Genomic DNA, 15,252 nt, shown 5'->3' with positions numbered 1-15,252 from the left:
CAACGTCGCCCTGCCGCTGGTGGTGGCCGGCCACCGCGGCCCGGAAATCGGCCGCCGGGTGCGCGCCGCGCTGGACAAGGTGGGCCTGCTGGGCAAGGAACGCAGCCTGCCGCTGGCACTGTCCGGTGGCGAACAGCAGCGTGTCGGTATCGCCCGCGCCCTGGTGGCGCGCCCACCCCTGCTGCTGGCCGACGAACCGACCGGCAACCTCGACCCCGACCTGTCGCGCGAAATCATGAACCTGTTCCGGGACTTCAATCGCGTCGGCGTGGCGGTGCTGATCGCCAGCCACGACCACGCGCTGATCGAGGAAATGGACGCCCGCACCCTGACCCTGCACGCCGGCAGCCTGGTCGCCGACGCCTGAGCCTGCCGTGCCGCACTACCTCGAACGTCACCTGCAGGCGCTGTTCGGCAGCCTCGGCCAGCTGTATCGCCAGCGCGTCAACACGCTGCTGACGGCGCTGGTGATCGGCGTCAGCCTGGCACTGCCGGTGAGCCTGCTGCTGGGCCTGACCACCCTGCGCCAGGCCACCGCCGGCTGGGACGGTGACGCCCGCCTGACGGCCTATCTGAAGCTGGAAGTCGACGACGACGCCGCGCGCGACCTGGCCCGACGCCTGCGCGGCGAGCTGGCCGGTCAGGCCGAGCTGACGCTGATCGATCGCGCCCAGGCGCTGGCCGAGTTCGAGCGCAGCTCCGGCCTGGGCGAGGCACTGGCGCTGCTGGACGACAATCCGCTGCCGGCGGCACTGGTCCTGACACCCGCCGGGCCGGCCGACGAGGCCGCGGTGCGGGACCTGTCGCAGCGCCTGGCGGCCCTGCCGCAGGTGGAAGACGTGCAGGCCGACCTGGACTGGCTGCGGCGCCTCAATGCCCTGCTGGAGCTCGGCCGACGCGCCGCGTGGGCGGTGGCCGGCCTGCTCGGCGCCGGCGTGGTGCTGGTGACCGGCAACACCATTCGCCTGGCCATCTACAACCGCCGCGCGGAGATCGAGATCACCAAGCTCATCGGCGGCACCGACGCTTTCATCCGCCGGCCGTTCCTGTACTGGGGTCTGCTGCAGGGCTGCGCCGGCGGACTGGTGGCGGTGTTGCTGCTGCTGGCGGTCAACGGCTTCCTGGCCGGCCCGGTGCGCACCCTGGCCGGCCTGTACGGCTCCGGCCTGCAATTGGCCACGCCGGGGTTCCTGGGCAACCTTGCCGTGCTGGCGCTCGGCTGCCTGCTGGGCCTTGCCGGGGCGGCGATGGCGGTGGGCCGTCACCTGCGCGAGATCGAACCCACCTGATCGCTTCCGTCCGTCGTTAGTGCAGCCAGTGCTCCAGGACAACGTGGCTGACAACGATGGTGAGAATACCGGCGCCGATCAGCGCCACCTGGGCAACCGTGGCCGCCGGCTCCGGGCGCCGGTGCAAATCCGGGATCAGGTCGGCCACGGCGATGTAGACGAAGCTCGCGGCGGCCAATGTCAGAACGAACGGCAGCACCTCCTGCGCCGCGCCCAGGGCGAAATAGGCCACCACCCCGCCAACCAGTGTCGGCAGGTTGGTGAGCAGGTTGTAGACCATCGCCTTGCGGCGCGAATAGCCACTGTGCACCAGCACCGCCACGTCACCGATCTCCTGTGGGATCTCGTGCGCCACGATGGCCAGCGCCGTCACCACGCCCAGGTGGGTATCGGTCAGGAACGCCGCCGCGATCAGCACGCCGTCGATCAGGTTGTGCACGCTGTCGCCGATCAGCACCAGCGTGCCCGCAGCGCGCCAGGGGCGGGCCGTGGTCAGCGTCGCGCGACTGCCATGGGCAGCGCACGCGTCGGCGTGACAATGGCGCCACAGCACGAATTTCTCCAGCACGAAGAACAGCAGGATCCCGGCCAGCAGCATGCCGGTGATCTGCGGCGGCGTGGCGCCGGGATGGCTGAAGGCCTCCGGCAGCAGGCCGAGGAAGGCCGCCGCCAGCATGGCACCGACGGCGTAGCTGACCAGCGACGGCAACAGCCGCTCACGCAACCCGCCCGGCATCAGCAGCAGGGCGCCGGCGAATCCGGCGCTGGCAGCCCCGCCCAGCAACGTGAACAGCACGATCCACAGCAAGGTCATTGGTGATCCTGGGGCAAAAAAAGGTCGGCAATTCTAGCGCCGTGCGAAAGCGGTTAACGGCGAGGGGGTCCCAATCGGCCCTGACCGGGCGGTCATGGCACAATTCAGGGCTATCCCTTAAGGCGGCCAGTGAGCCACAGCAGGAGGCGAAACCCATGACCCCCACCGAACTCGACAGCTTGCTCATCGACCGTCCCCAGGACGGCCTGTTCGAGGTCAACCGCCGGCTGTTCACCGACGAAGAACTGTTCGAACTCGAGATGAAGCACATCTTCGAGGGCACCTGGATCTACCTGTGTCACGAAAGCCAGGTCGCCAACCCGCACGACCACTTCACCACCCACATCGGGCGCCAGCCGGTCATCGTCAGCCGCGACGGCGACGGCCAGCTGCACTGCTTCGTCAACGCCTGCGCCCACCGCGGCGCCACGCTGTGCCGCACCGCCAAGAGCAACAGCAAGTTCCTGACCTGCCCCTATCACGGCTGGGTGTATGACTCGGCCGGGCGCAACGTGGAAATCAAGGACCACGCCAGCGGCGCCTACCCGCCGGTGTTCGAGCAGCAGGACCACAACCTCAAGCACATCGCACGCCTGGCCAGCTACAAGGGCTTCGTGTTCGGCAGCCTGAACCCGGACGTGCCGTCCCTGGAGGATCACCTGGCCGACGCCAAGCCGTTCGTCGACATGATCGACGCCATGTCCGCACAGGGCGCCGAGGTACTGAAGGGCTACTCCACCTACCAGTACCGCGGCAACTGGAAGATGCAGGCCGAGAACGGCATCGACGGCTACCACTTCACCACCATCCACGCCAACTACGTCGGCGTCATCGCCCGGCGCATGAAGGCCTCGGCCGCCGGCAAGGACGACAAGGTCAAGGTGGCCTACGACGAATCCATGATGAAGGGCTTCAAGAGTGGCTGCTACGACCTGCAGCGCGGCCACGCGCTGATCTGGATCGACTTCCCCATGCCGCAGAATCGCCCGCTGTGGGAGGCGAAGGACGAAGTGGAGCAGCGCGTCGGCGGAGCCATGGCCGACTGGATGCTCAAGCGCCAGCGCAACCTGCTCATCTACCCCAACGTGCAGCTGATGGAGCAGGCGTCGTCGCAGATCCGCGTGTTCCGCCCGATCTCGCACGACCTCACCGAGGTCAAGATCTACTGCATCGCCGCCAAGGGCGAGTCGGCGGCCATGCGCGAGCGGCGCATCCGCCAGTACGAGGATTTCTTCAACGCCACGGGCATGGCCACGCCGGATGACCTGGCCATCTTCGAGGCCTGCCAGGATGGCTACGCCGCGCGCATCGTCGAGTGGCAGCAGGGTTACGACCGCGGCCTGGAGCACATCGTCCGGGGTCCGGATGCGCTGGCCAAGGACCTGCACATCCACCCCAGCAGCAGCGGCCGCGACGCCACCGACGAGACCCTCTACCACGGCCAGTACCGGGAATGGATGCGCCTGATGCAGGAGGGCCTTGGCCGCGAGCAGGGCAAGGAGCCGCTGCGCCAGGCCGCCGGCGCGTAGGCCAGCCAAGGAGTCGGACCAATGAGCGACTGCCTGTTCTGCAAGATGGTGTCCGGCGACATCACGCCGGACATCCTGCACAGCGATGAGCACGTGATGGCGATCCGCGATATCAATCCGCAGGCGCCGTTTCATGCGCTGGTCATCCCGCGCCAGCACATCGCCACCGTGAACGACCTGACCCCGCAGGACGCCGAGATCGTCGGCCGCATGTACCTGGCCGCGCGCACGCTGGCGCAGGCCAACGGCTTCGCCGAAGACGGCTACCGCACGGTGATGAACTGCAACCGCCTGGCCGGCCAGACCGTCTACCACCTGCACCTGCATGTGCTGGCCGGGCGGGCCATGCACTGGCCGCCCGGCTGACCGTCCGCTACCGGCCACCACGCGAGCCATCGACCGACCGGGGCTGACCGATGACCCCCACGCTGCGCCGCCGGCTGGCGTGCTCCGCCGCGCTGGCGATCATGGCCGCGGTGTTCGTCGTGTCGAGTCAACCGAAGACCGCCCCGGATGACCTGCTGTGGAATGTCCCGGACGCGCTGCAGAATCTGCTGCACGTGCCCGTGTACGCACTGGTCGCGGCGGCGTGGTGCCTGGCACTGCCGCGCTGGCGGGAATGGCGTACCAGCGTGTTGATCGTGGCGCTGTGCGCCGGCTTCGGCGCTCTGGACGAATGGCACCAGAGCTTCACGCCCGGGCGCCATGCCGATGCGTCCGATTTGCTGCGCGACACGGTCGGTGCCATCGTGGGGGTTTGCCTGATGCGCTGCCTGCCAGTCGCCCCGAAGACGCGGCGCTGATCCGCGAACACCTGCCTACACGCTGCCCATGTCCGGAACCCCCCTGCGTCTGTTGCCGGCCCGCACCATCCACGCACCGGCCGGCGCCCACGTGGTACGCCTGGCCATGCCGGCGCATCAACACGCCCGCTGGGACGCGGCGCGCCTGGCCCGCCGTATCCGCAGCCAGAACAGCACCGTGGTGCTGGCCGTGGCCGGTCGCCACCTGGCCGGCGTGGCCGTGCTCGACCTGCTCACCGACGCAGCGCAGATCGGCCTGCTGGCGGTACACCCCGACTACCGGCGCCTTGGCGTCGGCAGCGCACTGCTGCAGTGGCTGGAGAGCACCGCCAGCACCGCCGGCCTGTTCACCGTGCAATTGAAGCTCGAGGCCAGCAACGGTGCCGGGCGGGCGTTCTGTTTCACCCACGGCTACCGCGAACGCGGCCGCCTGCCGGCGTATTACGCCGACGGCACGGCCGCCGTGCGCCTCCTGCGCGACCTGCGCGTCGACGCCGCGCGCGCCTGACAGAGGGTGCGGATGCCGCAAGCCCGCGGGCCGACCAGGCACGGCCGGACACGCATCGGGCACGCCCCGGCCTGATTCGCGCGAACACATCCGGACCGGTGCCGGACCGCACGTGCGACGCAGGAAACGCGCCGCACGGGCCTGTCTTCACAAACGCCGAGCCACCCGGCCGCTATGGCAGGGCGATGCGCCCCGGCGCGATCGGCCCCTGCTCCAGCGATACCAGACGCAGCTCCTCGCCGTAGCGCAGCACGCCGCCCAGGCCCTGCTGCTCGACCTGTCGCAACGGCCGTGCATACACGCTGGCATCGGCGCCGACCGCCGAGACCGTGTCCCTGGCCACCTTGAGCAGGGCGTCCTGCACCGCCTTCAGCTGCGGATCGTCGCTGACCACCAGCTCGGCGCGCTGTTCGCCGTTGGACGTGCGCGCCACCGCCTCGTACACCTCGCCGTCATGGCCGGCCACGGTTTCCCGGCGACCGAGCGGGCGCATCGACACGTCGGTCGGCACGTCCGAGGTGGCATTGCCCAGCAGCCCGGCCAGGAAGGTGTCGGCACCGACCGCGCGGATCTGACGCGTCACCTTCTCGATGTCGATGACCTGACCCTGGGCGACCGCGTACAGACGCCCGTCCAGCATCAACTGGTAATTCCCGGCGTCCATGCCGACCCGAAAATTGGCGCCGTCGCGGTACTCGACCTGCAGCCGGTCACCGCCGGCCATGGCGTAAACCGCGATGACATCCGCAAACGCCGGCGCCGCCAGCAAGGCCGCGGCGAGAAACAACACTCGGTGCAACATGAACAAGCCACCTCTGGGTAGAAAACCGCGTGCGCGGACGCGGGGTAACGACATCACGGGCGCACCCGCACCCGGTACGTGAGCGTTTGACTGCCGCCGGCCGGCACCGTCACGCGCCAGCGCGCGGTGTGTGCGGCCACCTTCTCGTGCGCCAGCGAGCTGTCGATCATCCGCCAGTCGCCGGCAATCGGCTCCAGCACGGTGACCGTGACCGCGGCCTTCTTGGCGTTCTTGATCTCGATCCGGTAGGCGCTCTCATACTGCCGGCGCTCGTCCTTTCCAGTGGACAGAACGCGAAAGTCGGTCTGCGTCTTGCGAGCCGTGACATCGAAGGCCTGGCCCAGGGTCAGTTCCGCCGATTCGTTCTCGGGCGTGTGGTCGATGCGGTCCTCGCCGACGAACTGCGTGCCGCCGGCCGAATCGCGCTGGTACACGCGCACCACCCCGGCCGGCAGCGGCAGACCGAGGCCGTCCGCCTTGGCGTTGCGCAGCTTCAGCAGCACCGCCACCTTCAGCGACCGGCCGATCTCGCCGGCCTGCCGGGTGTAGTAATACCCGGTGCCGGCCAGCCGATACTCCTTTTGTACCCGCACGCCGGGGGCGTTCAGCAGGGCCACCTGCTTGGTCTGCTGGTCGGCCAGTGTGGTGGGGCGACCGAGCGTGTACAGGTGATAGTCCAGCAGCGCCTCCTGCTGCATGCCACCGGCGTCGGCCTTGGCCGTCGCCTGCGCCATCATCAGTTCACGGTGCAGCGCCGGCTGCACCCGGTGCACGTCACCGGCGACCAGCTGCAGGCGCGCATCGCGGTAGGCGGTGCCGCTGCGGTTGGTCAGCGTCACCCAGCCGGACAGCGCAAGACTCCGTTCATCGTCGTCAAGCTCCGCCACATAGTCCGCCTGCCAGGTGAGCCCACCGGTCAGGTACGACAGCTCCAGTGCGCGCCGCCCGGCACCGGCACTGTCCAGCGTCACCGCCAGCGTGGGACGGTCACGCAGGTTGTCCGGCACGGCATCGAACACCAGCCGGCCGGGCACGCCGGTCTCGATGCGGTCACCGATCTTCAGCACCACACCCTCGCCGGCGGCGAGCACGGTGGCGGTTTCCACGCTGTCGGCGCCGGTGGTGGGATGCGTACGCAGCACGCGCACCTCGCGGCCGACATATTTTTCCAGCAGCTTGGCCGGTGTCAGCAGGTCGAAATCGAAGTTCTGTTCGAGCAGCCGGATGGGCTTGCCGTCGGCCACCCGCAGCAGGGCCGTTTCCGGGCGGATCTGCGCGCTCACGTCACGCAGTTCCAGCGTCTGCTCGCCGGCCGGCAGCGCCAGCCGGCGGGTATCCTTCACCAGGGCCAGATCACCGTTGTACACGGTCACCGCCAGCGCCGCCTGGTCTTCCAGGGTGCTGCGCAGCGGCGCCGCCTGCGCCACCCCGACCAGCAAGGCCAACAGCCAGACACCATGTCGCATGCATCACCCTCCTCGCCCAGCCCGCGGCTGGTGCTGCTGAACAAACCCTACGACGTGCTGTGCCAGTTCACGGATGCGGCCGGGCGCCCGACGCTGGCACAGCTTCTACCCTTGCCCGGGCTGTACCCGGCCGGACGCTTGGACCGCGACTCCGAGGGCTTGTTGCTGCTGACCGGCGACGGCCGCCTGCAACAGCGCATCGCCGACCCCGCCTTCAAGCTGCCCAAGACCTACCTGGCGCAGGTGGAAGGCGAGCCGGACGGGACCGCGCTCGGCGCGCTGCGCCACGGCGTGCAGCTCAAGGACGGCCTCACCCGCCCGGCACAGGCACGCTGCATCCCGCCACCACCGTGGCTGTGGCCGCGCCAGCCGCCCATCCGCGAACGCCGCCACATTCCCACCGCCTGGCTGGAGCTGGTCATCACCGAAGGCCGCAACCGCCAGGTGCGACGCATGACCGCTGCCGTCGGCCACCCCACGCTGCGCCTGATCCGTGTCGGCATCGGCCCGCTGCGGCTGGATCATCTGGCCCCGGGCGCCTGGCGGCCCGCCGACACGGGCGAGCTGACCGCGCTGGATCATGCCACCCGGCCGGCCGGCGTACCGCCCAGGGCACGCTCCAGATCGGCGACGAAGGCCTCCCGCTCACGGTAGACGATGCCGGTAATGCCGAGCGCCGTGGCACGCGCCACGTTGTCCGGGTTGTCGTCGATGAACACGGCCTGCGCCGGCGCCACGTCGAGCGCCTCCAGCACCGCCGTGAAAGCCGCCGTCTCGCGCTTGCAGGCGCCCAGGTAGTAGCTGTTGAACACCCGCCCGAAGGCGTGGGCGAACGGCTGCGCATGCTCGATTTCATCCAGCCAGTCGGTATGGTCGGACAGCACCGCGGTGACATGACCGGCCGTGGCCAGTCGGGCGGCCAGCGCGAGCTGCCAGGGCCGCACCCGCGAGGCGGCCAGCAACTCGCCCCGGAACTGCCCACACTCGCCCAGCGGCCCGAGCCGCTCCTGCAGCAACTGCCACCAGGCCTGCTCGCTGCCGCGACCGGTGACATACCCGCTGTCGACCAGGGCCTGCATCGCCAGCCCCGGCAACGGCGGGTAGTCGAGCGCCCGGCGACCGGCCAGGGCCCGCAGCGCCGCGCGAAAACCGCGCTCGGCAACCACACCGTCGAAATCGAAGATCACCGCCCGCACAACCACCGTCCCGAGCAAACGTATCGAGGTCGATCCGGCATGCCGGACGCGCCTGAGGTCGCGGTGGCCATGACGCGCCACCTGGCGCCCCGAACGCGCGAGCGGACACCGTCACCCGCAAAGCGATATAGCATGGCTGAAGCGAACACCACGACGGCCGGCAGTATAGCCGGCCACCCGTGCCACACACGGAGACGTCATGAGGTACCGCCCGTGGCCGGGGCTACTGGCCCTGATGCTGCTTTTCATCGCCGGCCTGGCGCAGGCCGACGGCGTAGTGCGGACACAGATCAGCGGCCCCATCGGCCCGGCCACGGCCAGCCACATGCAGCAGGCCCTGGACGCCGCCGCGGCGCAGCAGGCACAACTGCTGCTGGTTCGCCTGGACACACCGGGTGGCCTCGACGGCGCCATGCGCGACATCATCAAGGCCATCATCGGCGCCCCGCTGCCGGTGGCGCTGTACGTGGCGCCCAGCGGCGCCCGCGCCGCCTCGGCCGGTACCTACATGCTGTATGCGGCGCACATCGCCGCCATGGCACCGGGAACCAACCTTGGCGCCGCCACGCCGGTGCAGATCGGCGGCGGGCTGCCCCTGCCCGGCCGGCGTCCGGCACCGGGCAACAGCGACGCCGATCCGGACCCGGAGCAGGACCAGCCGCCGTCGACGCCGGACGCCATGCGCAGCAAGCTGGTCAACGACGCGGTGGCCTACATCCGCAGCCTGGCCGAACTGCGCGGGCGCAACGCCGACTGGGCCGAGCAGGCGGTACGCGAGGCGGCCAGCCTGAGCGCCCAGCAGGCGCTGGAACAAAACGTCATCGACCTGCTGGCCGCCAGTGACGCGGAGCTGCTCGAACAACTCGATGGCCGTACCGTGGAGCTGACCACCGGCCCGGTAACGCTGGCCACCGCCGGCGCCGTGCTGCAGGACTTCGAGCCCGACTGGCGCACCCGCCTGCTGGCGGTGCTGACCAACCCCAGCGTCACCTACATCCTGCTGCTGATCGGCATCTATGGGCTGTTCTTCGAATTCGCCAGCCCCGGCGGCGTGGTCCCGGGTGTGGCCGGCGCCATCGCGCTGTTGCTGGCGCTCTACGGGCTGCAGATGCTGCCGGTCAACTATGCCGGCCTGGGCCTGATCCTGCTCGGCGTCGGCCTGATGCTGGCGGAGGTCTTCGCGCCCTCGTTCGGGGCACTGGGCATCGGTGGCACGGTGGCACTGGTGATCGGCTCGATTATCCTGATCGACACTGAGGCGCCCGGCTTCGGCATTCCGCTGACGCTGATCGGCGCGGTGGCCGCCAGCAGCCTGTTATTGTTCACCTTTGTACTCGGCGCACTGTGGCGGGCCCGCCGCGGCCGCGTGGTCAGCGGCGGCGAGGCGCTGATGCAGGCCACCGCCACGGCCGCCGAGGACTTCACCGGCGAGGGCCATGTCTGGCTGCATGGCGAGCGCTGGGCAGCGCACTGTGCCGTGCCGCTGCGTGCCAACCAGCCGGTGCGCGTGCGCGAGCGGCGCGGGCTGGTGGTGATCGTCGAACCGGTCGAACCGGGCGTGTCTGTCACGGAGGAAACGCCATGAACACCTATCTTTTGGTCCTGGGCGCCATGGTGCTGGCCATCCTGGCCAGTGCCATCCGTGTCTTTCGGGAGTACGAACGCGGCGTGGTGTTCATGCTTGGCCGTTATTACACCGTCAAGGGACCCGGCCTGGTGATCATCATCCCGGTCATCCAGCAGGCCGTGAAAGTGGACCTGCGCACCGTGGTGATGGACGTGCCGACCCAGGACGTCATCTCGCGCGACAATGTCTCGGTCAAGGTCAACGCGGTGGTGTATTTCCGGGTGGTGGACCCGGAGCGGGCCATCATCCAGGTCGAAAACTTCTACGAGGCCACCAGCCAGCTGGCGCAGACCACGCTGCGCTCGGTGCTCGGCCGCCACGAACTGGACGACCTGCTGGCCGCGCGCGACAAGCTAAACGCCGACATCCAGGAAATCCTCGACCAGCAGACCGACGCCTGGGGCATCAAGGTCAGCAATGTCGAGATCAAGCACGTCGATCTGGACGAGTCGATGATCCGCGCCATCGCCCGCCAGGCCGAGGCCGAGCGCAGCCGGCGTGCCAAGGTGATCCACGCCGACGGCGAGTACGAGGCCTCCCGACGCCTGGTGGATGCCGCCCGTGCGCTGTCCGCCGATCCGCGCGCCATGCAGCTGCGTTACCTGCAGACGCTGTCCGACATCGGCCAGGAAAAGAACACCACCGTCGTGTTCCCGCTGCCGCTGGACCTGATCACCCCGCTGCTGCAGCGGACCACGCCCCCCGACACCCCCCAGCCTCCCCCCACGCCATAACCCCATGCCCATCACCCGCAACCCCACCCGCGCGGTCCGCATCGGCCGCATCACCATCGGCGCCGGCAATCCCATCGCCGTGCAGAGCATGTGCGCCACCAAGACGCAGGACGTCGCCGCCACCGTGGCACAGGCCAACGACCTGGCCGGTGCCGGCGCAGGCGTGGTGCGCATCGCCGTCGACACACCGAAGGACGCCGAGGCCCTGGCCGCCATCCGCGCGCAGACCGCCGCCAACCTGTCGGTAGACCTGCAGGAAAACTACCGCATGGCCGAGCGCGTGGCGCCGCACGTGGACAAGATCCGCTACAACCCGGGCCACCTGTACCACCACGAAAAGCACAAGCCCTGGCAGGACAAGGTGCGGTACCTGGCCGACATCGCGGCGCGGCACGACTGCGCCGTGCGCGTGGGGGTGAATGCCGGCTCGCTGGACCCGGAGCGCGCCGCGCAGTTCGCGCCGGAGGATTCCATCTCGCCCATGCTGGTCGGCGCCTTCGAGCACTGCGAACTGCTGGACAGCCTCGGCTTCACCCGTTATTGCGTGTCGCTGAAGGACTCCGACCCGGCCAAGGTCGTCGAGCTGAACAGGCGCTTCGCCGCGCAGCGCCCGGACGTGCCGCTGCATCTGGGCGTGACCGAGGCCGGCCTGCCGCCGGACGGCATCATCAAGACACGCATCGCCTTCGAACAGCTCGTCGGCGCCGGCATCGGCGACACCATCCGCGTGTCGCTGACCCTGCCCAACGCCCGCAAGGCGGAGGAAGTGGCCGCCGGGCAGCAGATCCTGGCCGACATCGCTGCCGGGCGCGTGCGCTCGGTGGTCGACTTCGGGCAGGGGCTGAACATCATCTCCTGCCCCAGCTGCTCGCGGGTACAGAACGAGGCCTTCGTGGACCTCGCCGAACAGGTGCGCGAACTGACCGCGTACGCCAAGGACCACCACCTGACCATCGCCGTCATGGGCTGCCGGGTGAACGGGCCCGGCGAGACCGACGACGCCGATCTTGGCCTGTGGTGCGGCCCCAAACAGGTCAACTTCAAGCGCCGCGGCGAACTGCTGGGCGCCTTCGGCTACGACGAGATCCTGCCGCGCCTGAAGGCGGAACTGGACGCGCTGATCGCCGAACGCGCCGCCTGACGCCTGAGACCGGCCACCTCGTCCACCACCCCGCGGACACGCCTTTCTCGGCACGTCCAGGGCGGCCGTTGCCGTCGCTGCCTGCCGCGCCACGCCGTTCAGCACGGCTTCGTAAAACAACACGCTGAAAAGGAGGATCGCGCGCATGTCCAACACTCCCCCCACCGGCTATGAGTTCGCCGACGTCGCCGAGCGTCGGCGCCGCACCCTGGCCAAGATGGCGCGCCTGCGCGGGCGCATGCGGCCGGTCACCTGGCTGCTGCGGCGGGTGTTCGACCTGTCGCGGGCACTGGGCTTCGAGTACCCGCTGTTCCGGCGCTTTTTCAAGCCGATGGTCGGCATGTTCGACACCGCCATCGACAAGGCCTTTACCGGCTACACGCCGACCGGGCACGACGTGTTCGTGTGCTCGTACTTCAAGAGCGGCACCAACTGGGCCATGCACACCGCCTACCAGGTCGCCGAGCACGGCGAGGGCCAGTTCGAGGACATCCTGGACGTGGTGCCGTGGGTGGACTGTCCGGACCAGGAAACCACCGTCTGGCTCGACGACCCGCGCCCGCGGCTGCGCTCGAAATCAGGGCTGCGCGTCATCAAGACCCACGCCCGCGCCCAGTTCGTGCCCTACAACGACAAGGCCAAGTACATCTGCGTGGTGCGCGACCCGAAGGAAGTGATCGTGTCCGGCTACCACTTCTTCGGCTCCATGCTGCTCGGCAGCCTGATTCCGTCGGTCGACACCTGGGTACGCCACTGCACGTCCGAGGAGGCGGTATTCCACCCCTGGTACGAGTTCACCGCCGGCTACTGGGCCTGGCGGCAGCGCCCGAACGTGCTGTTCCTCACCTACAACGACCTGCAGGACGACCCCACCGGCACCGTCCGCCGGGTGGCGGACCTGCTGGGCGTGAGTCTCACGGAAGCCGAGGTCGAACGCGTGCGCGAACTGTGCGCGTTCGAGCACATGAAGGCCATCGACCACAAGTTCTACCCGGGCGAGGTGTCGCCGTTCGCCCGCCCCGGCGGGCAGATGATCCGCAGCGGTCGCCGGGGCAACTCCGGGGAGATGCTGTCGCCCGCCCAGCAGGCACACATCGACGCCTGGGCCAGGGACGGCCTGGCCAGACTGGGCAGCGATTTCCCCTACGACCGCTACTTCGGCTGAGCGCGCCTGCACACATGCCGGGCGCGGCCGGGCAGGGAAACGCTGATGTATTCAGCGGTGTCCGCCGGGGGCAGGATGCCCCGGCATCACTCAGGGGCTCGAGCCCCTGAGTGATGCCGGGCAGCGAGCTGAAACATTCCGTGGACGGGATGTTTCAGCACCGTTTCCCTAAGGCATCAGCAGCAGCTTGCCACTGGTGGCGCGGCTGGCCAGCAGCTCGTGTGCCTGCGCCGCGTCGGCGAGCGGCAACCGGCGGTCGATGTGCAGGCTGATGCGCCCGGCGGCCAGCCAGCCAAGCAGGTCGTGTGCCCGCGCGGCCAGTTCATCGGCTTCGGCGATGTAGTCGAACAGGGTCGGCCGGGTCAGGAACAGCGAACCCTTCTGCAGCAGCAGCAGCGGGCTGATCGGCTCCACCGGCCCGCTCGACTGGCCGAACAGCACCATGGTGCCGCGCCGGCGCAGCACGTCGAAGCCCTTCAGGAACGTGCTGGCGCCGACCGAGTCGTACACCGCGTGCACGCCGGCGCCGCCGGTCAGGCGCTGTGTCACGGCCACGAAATCCTCCTGCGAGTACAGGATCACCTCGTCGGCCCCACGCGCACGCGCCACGTCGGCCTTGGCTTCGGTGGAGACGGTGGCGATCACCCGCGCGCCACACACCTTGGCCATCTGCACCAGCATCTGTCCGGCCCCGCCGGCGGCGGCGTGGATCAGCACCGTGTCACCGGGCTGGATGGCATACACGCTGTGCGTGAGTGCGTGCGCGGTCAGCCCCTGCAGCATCGCGGCGGCGGCGATGTCCAGGTCCAGCCCGTCCGGCACCGGCACCACGCGGTCCTGCGCCAGGCAGGTGTACTCGGCGTAGGCACCCAGGCTGTTGGGATAGGCCACGCGATCACCGGGCCTGAAGCGCGTGGCGCCCTGCCCCACGGCATCCACCACGCCTGCGCCCTCCAGCCCCGGCACGAACGGCAACGGCAGCGGGTAGAAACCGGTACGGTGGTAGATGTCGATGAAGTTGACGCCGCAGGCGGCGTTCTTGACGCGCACCTGACCCGGGCCCGGCTCGGGCCGCGGGCGCTCGACCGGGCGCATGACTTCGGGACCGCCGGTGGCGGTGATTTCTATGGCGCGCATGGTGCTCATCGGCGGTTCAGGTCGTAGTACTCGACGTTCGGCTCCATGCCGGTCGCCACTGCCAGACGGTTGGTCATGTTGAAGAACGCGGTCACTTCGGCGATGTCCCAGATGTCGCGCTCGCTGAAGCCCTGCTCACGCAGCAGGTCGCGCTCGGTTTCGTCGATGCTTTCCGGCGCCTGCGTCAGGCGCTCGGCAAACTCCAGCATGGCGCGCTGACGCTCGCTCAGCGGCGCGGCGCGAAAGTTCATGGCCACGGTGTCGGCCAGCGGCACGTCGCCGGTCAGCTTGCGCAGCGTGGCGCCGTGGCTGGTCAGGCAGTAGTGGCAACGGTTCAGTGACGACACCACCACGGCGATCATCTCCCGCTCGGCCTTGCTCAGGCCCGAGTCGCTGGCCATCAGGCCATCGCGCATGGCGGTAAAGTTGGCCAGCCGCTCCGGCGCGTGGGCATACCCGCGCAGCACGTTGGGCACGAAGCCCAGCCGCTCCTTGGCCGCGGCATAGGCTGCCGTCACCGAAGGCGCCAGCGTGGGCGGCTCGGCAATATCGAGCGCCATCAATTTCTCGTCAGACATGGGATTCCTCCTGCACCGCCGGCGGATGCCGACTTGATTACCACCCGGCTCGGCACCATCTTGTCGGTGCCCTCACCCTTTCATCAACTGCCATGCGCGCCTTTTCCATCCGGGCCATCACGTTCGACCTCGACGACACGCTGTGGGCCATCGACCCGGTCATCGCCCGCGCCGAGCTGCGCATGCACGACTGGCTGGCCGAGCATTATCCACGTCTGGGCGAGCGCTACTCGCCGGATGACCTGCGTGCACTGCGCGAACAGGTGACCCACCAGCGACCGGAACTGGCGCACGACCTGGCCGCGCTGCGCATCGAGTCGCTCACGCTGGCGGCGCAGACCTGCGGCTATGGCCGCGAGGTAGCCGAGCAGGCGTTTGCGGTGATGTGGCAGGCACGCAACGAGGTCGAGCTGTTCGCCGACGCGCTGCCGGTGTTGACAGCCCTGGCCGCGCGCGTGCCGCT

17 protein-coding genes and 1 pseudogene are annotated in these 15,252 nt (G+C 69.2%); 12 read left to right on the top strand and 6 right to left on the bottom strand.

Annotated features, from left to right (window positions below; genetic code table 11):
- Nucleotides 1–367, top strand: a 367-nt coding sequence (locus ABYX71_RS05525; RefSeq protein WP_372695506.1) for a cell division ATP-binding protein FtsE, incomplete at its 5' end; no start/stop codon positions are given.
- Between the two features lie 7 nt (nt 368–374).
- Nucleotides 375–1,289: a permease-like cell division protein FtsX gene (ftsX, locus tag ABYX71_RS05520; RefSeq protein WP_372695505.1), complete on the top strand. Its 915-nt coding sequence runs from the start codon at nt 375–377 to the stop codon at nt 1,287–1,289.
- A gap of 16 nt (nt 1,290–1,305) precedes the next feature.
- On the opposite strand, the gene ABYX71_RS05515 is transcribed toward ftsX, so the two are convergent.
- Nucleotides 1,306–2,103, bottom strand: coding sequence for a ZIP family metal transporter (locus ABYX71_RS05515; protein WP_372695504.1), 798 nt, complete (start codon nt 2,101–2,103; stop codon nt 1,306–1,308).
- Nucleotides 2,104–2,258: 155 nt separating this feature from the next.
- On the opposite strand from ABYX71_RS05515, the gene ABYX71_RS05510 reads away from it, so the two are divergent.
- The 4 genes from ABYX71_RS05510 to ABYX71_RS05495 are packed head-to-tail and all read left to right on the top strand — an operon-like array spanning nt 2,259 to nt 4,943.
- Nucleotides 2,259–3,632, top strand: coding sequence for a Rieske 2Fe-2S domain-containing protein (locus tag ABYX71_RS05510; RefSeq protein WP_372695503.1), 1,374 nt, complete (start codon nt 2,259–2,261; stop codon nt 3,630–3,632).
- Nucleotides 3,633–3,653: 21 nt separating this feature from the next.
- Nucleotides 3,654–3,998, top strand: coding sequence for a histidine triad nucleotide-binding protein (locus tag ABYX71_RS05505; protein ID WP_372695502.1), 345 nt, complete (start codon nt 3,654–3,656; stop codon nt 3,996–3,998).
- A 50-nt stretch (nt 3,999–4,048) separates the two neighbouring features.
- Nucleotides 4,049–4,435: a VanZ family protein gene (locus ABYX71_RS05500; RefSeq protein WP_372695501.1), complete on the top strand. Its 387-nt coding sequence runs from the start codon at nt 4,049–4,051 to the stop codon at nt 4,433–4,435.
- A gap of 28 nt (nt 4,436–4,463) precedes the next feature.
- Nucleotides 4,464–4,943: a GNAT family N-acetyltransferase gene (locus tag ABYX71_RS05495; RefSeq protein WP_372695500.1), complete on the top strand. Its 480-nt coding sequence runs from the start codon at nt 4,464–4,466 to the stop codon at nt 4,941–4,943.
- Nucleotides 4,944–5,115: 172 nt separating this feature from the next.
- Here ABYX71_RS05495 and ABYX71_RS05490 read toward each other — a convergent pair whose 3' ends face one another.
- Together ABYX71_RS05490 and ABYX71_RS05485 are read right to left on the bottom strand one after the other, a co-directional pair.
- The gene (locus ABYX71_RS05490; RefSeq protein WP_372695499.1) at nt 5,116–5,745 is read right to left on the bottom strand and encodes a hypothetical protein; all 630 of its coding nucleotides are present in this window, start codon (nt 5,743–5,745) and stop codon (nt 5,116–5,118) included.
- A 53-nt stretch (nt 5,746–5,798) separates the two neighbouring features.
- Complete coding sequence (locus ABYX71_RS05485; protein ID WP_372695498.1) at nt 5,799–7,211, bottom strand: DUF4139 domain-containing protein; 1,413 nt, start codon at nt 7,209–7,211, stop codon at nt 5,799–5,801.
- Between ABYX71_RS05485 and ABYX71_RS05480 the strand changes: the two genes are divergently transcribed.
- Nucleotides 7,203–7,865 carry a pseudouridine synthase gene (locus ABYX71_RS05480; RefSeq protein ID WP_372695497.1) on the top strand — a complete coding sequence of 221 codons (663 nt, stop codon included), beginning with the start codon at nt 7,203–7,205 and terminating at the stop codon, nt 7,863–7,865. The two genes, ABYX71_RS05485 and ABYX71_RS05480, sit on opposite strands and share 9 nt — an antisense overlap.
- Here the strand turns inward: ABYX71_RS05480 and ABYX71_RS05475 are convergent.
- Nucleotides 7,790–8,407, bottom strand: coding sequence for an HAD-IA family hydrolase (locus ABYX71_RS05475; RefSeq protein WP_372695496.1), 618 nt, complete (start codon nt 8,405–8,407; stop codon nt 7,790–7,792). The genes ABYX71_RS05480 and ABYX71_RS05475 overlap by 76 nt on opposite strands.
- Before the next feature lie 199 nt (nt 8,408–8,606).
- Between ABYX71_RS05475 and ABYX71_RS05470 the strand changes: the two genes are divergently transcribed.
- The 4 genes from ABYX71_RS05470 (at nt 8,607) to ABYX71_RS05455 (ending at nt 13,074) form a co-directional block, all read left to right on the top strand.
- Nucleotides 8,607–9,992, top strand: coding sequence for a nodulation protein NfeD (locus tag ABYX71_RS05470; RefSeq protein ID WP_372695495.1), 1,386 nt, complete (start codon nt 8,607–8,609; stop codon nt 9,990–9,992).
- Complete coding sequence (locus tag ABYX71_RS05465) at nt 9,989–10,768, top strand: slipin family protein (RefSeq protein WP_372695494.1); 780 nt, start codon at nt 9,989–9,991, stop codon at nt 10,766–10,768. The genes ABYX71_RS05470 and ABYX71_RS05465 overlap by 4 nt, the downstream gene beginning before the upstream one ends.
- 4 nt (nt 10,769–10,772) lie before the next feature.
- Nucleotides 10,773–11,909 (top strand): flavodoxin-dependent (E)-4-hydroxy-3-methylbut-2-enyl-diphosphate synthase, encoded by a 1,137-nt coding sequence (locus ABYX71_RS05460; protein WP_372695493.1) that lies wholly within the window; start codon nt 10,773–10,775, stop codon nt 11,907–11,909.
- 145 nt (nt 11,910–12,054) lie between these two features.
- A complete protein-coding gene (locus ABYX71_RS05455; protein ID WP_372695492.1) occupies nt 12,055–13,074 on the top strand; it encodes a sulfotransferase domain-containing protein in 1,020 nt (339 codons plus the stop codon).
- A 168-nt stretch (nt 13,075–13,242) separates the two neighbouring features.
- Here ABYX71_RS05455 and ABYX71_RS05450 read toward each other — a convergent pair whose 3' ends face one another.
- Both ABYX71_RS05450 and ABYX71_RS05445 read right to left on the bottom strand, forming a co-directional pair.
- A complete protein-coding gene (locus tag ABYX71_RS05450; RefSeq protein WP_372695507.1) occupies nt 13,243–14,211 on the bottom strand; it encodes a quinone oxidoreductase in 969 nt (322 codons plus the stop codon).
- 5 nt (nt 14,212–14,216) lie between these two features.
- Complete coding sequence (locus ABYX71_RS05445; RefSeq protein WP_372695491.1) at nt 14,217–14,789, bottom strand: peroxidase-related enzyme; 573 nt, start codon at nt 14,787–14,789, stop codon at nt 14,217–14,219.
- Between the two features lie 92 nt (nt 14,790–14,881).
- On the opposite strand from ABYX71_RS05445, the pseudogene ABYX71_RS05440 reads away from it, so the two are divergent.
- Nucleotides 14,882–15,252: pseudogene (locus ABYX71_RS05440) on the top strand (HAD family hydrolase); the annotation flags it as partial.

Source organism: Immundisolibacter sp., from assembly GCF_041625615.1.
Taxonomy (GTDB): domain Bacteria; phylum Pseudomonadota; class Gammaproteobacteria; order Immundisolibacterales; family Immundisolibacteraceae; genus Immundisolibacter.
This window is presented reverse-complemented; position numbering and strand designations above follow the sequence as displayed.

Bases quoted from the DNA above. Each gene is read 5' to 3' on its own strand.
- ABYX71_RS05515 (WP_372695504.1), bottom strand. From the start codon at position 2,103: ATGACCTTGCTGTGGATCGTGCTGTTCACGTTGCTGGGCGGGGCTGCC.
- ABYX71_RS05510 (WP_372695503.1), top strand. From the start codon at position 2,259: ATGACCCCCACCGAACTCGACAGCTTGCTCATCGACCGTCCCCAGGAC.
- ABYX71_RS05505 (WP_372695502.1), top strand. From the start codon at position 3,654: ATGAGCGACTGCCTGTTCTGCAAGATGGTGTCCGGCGACATCACGCCG.
- ABYX71_RS05500 (WP_372695501.1), top strand. From the start codon at position 4,049: ATGACCCCCACGCTGCGCCGCCGGCTGGCGTGCTCCGCCGCGCTGGCG.
- ABYX71_RS05495 (WP_372695500.1), top strand. From the start codon at position 4,464: ATGTCCGGAACCCCCCTGCGTCTGTTGCCGGCCCGCACCATCCACGCA.
- ABYX71_RS05490 (WP_372695499.1), bottom strand. From the start codon at position 5,745: ATGTTGCACCGAGTGTTGTTTCTCGCCGCGGCCTTGCTGGCGGCGCCG.
- ABYX71_RS05480 (WP_372695497.1), top strand. From the start codon at position 7,203: ATGTCGCATGCATCACCCTCCTCGCCCAGCCCGCGGCTGGTGCTGCTG.
- ABYX71_RS05485 (WP_372695498.1), bottom strand. From the start codon at position 7,211: ATGCGACATGGTGTCTGGCTGTTGGCCTTGCTGGTCGGGGTGGCGCAG.
- ABYX71_RS05470 (WP_372695495.1), top strand. From the start codon at position 8,607: ATGAGGTACCGCCCGTGGCCGGGGCTACTGGCCCTGATGCTGCTTTTC.
- ABYX71_RS05465 (WP_372695494.1), top strand. From the start codon at position 9,989: ATGAACACCTATCTTTTGGTCCTGGGCGCCATGGTGCTGGCCATCCTG.
- ABYX71_RS05460 (WP_372695493.1), top strand. From the start codon at position 10,773: ATGCCCATCACCCGCAACCCCACCCGCGCGGTCCGCATCGGCCGCATC.
- ABYX71_RS05455 (WP_372695492.1), top strand. From the start codon at position 12,055: ATGTCCAACACTCCCCCCACCGGCTATGAGTTCGCCGACGTCGCCGAG.
- ABYX71_RS05450 (WP_372695507.1), bottom strand. From the start codon at position 14,211: ATGCGCGCCATAGAAATCACCGCCACCGGCGGTCCCGAAGTCATGCGC.
- ABYX71_RS05445 (WP_372695491.1), bottom strand. From the start codon at position 14,789: ATGTCTGACGAGAAATTGATGGCGCTCGATATTGCCGAGCCGCCCACG.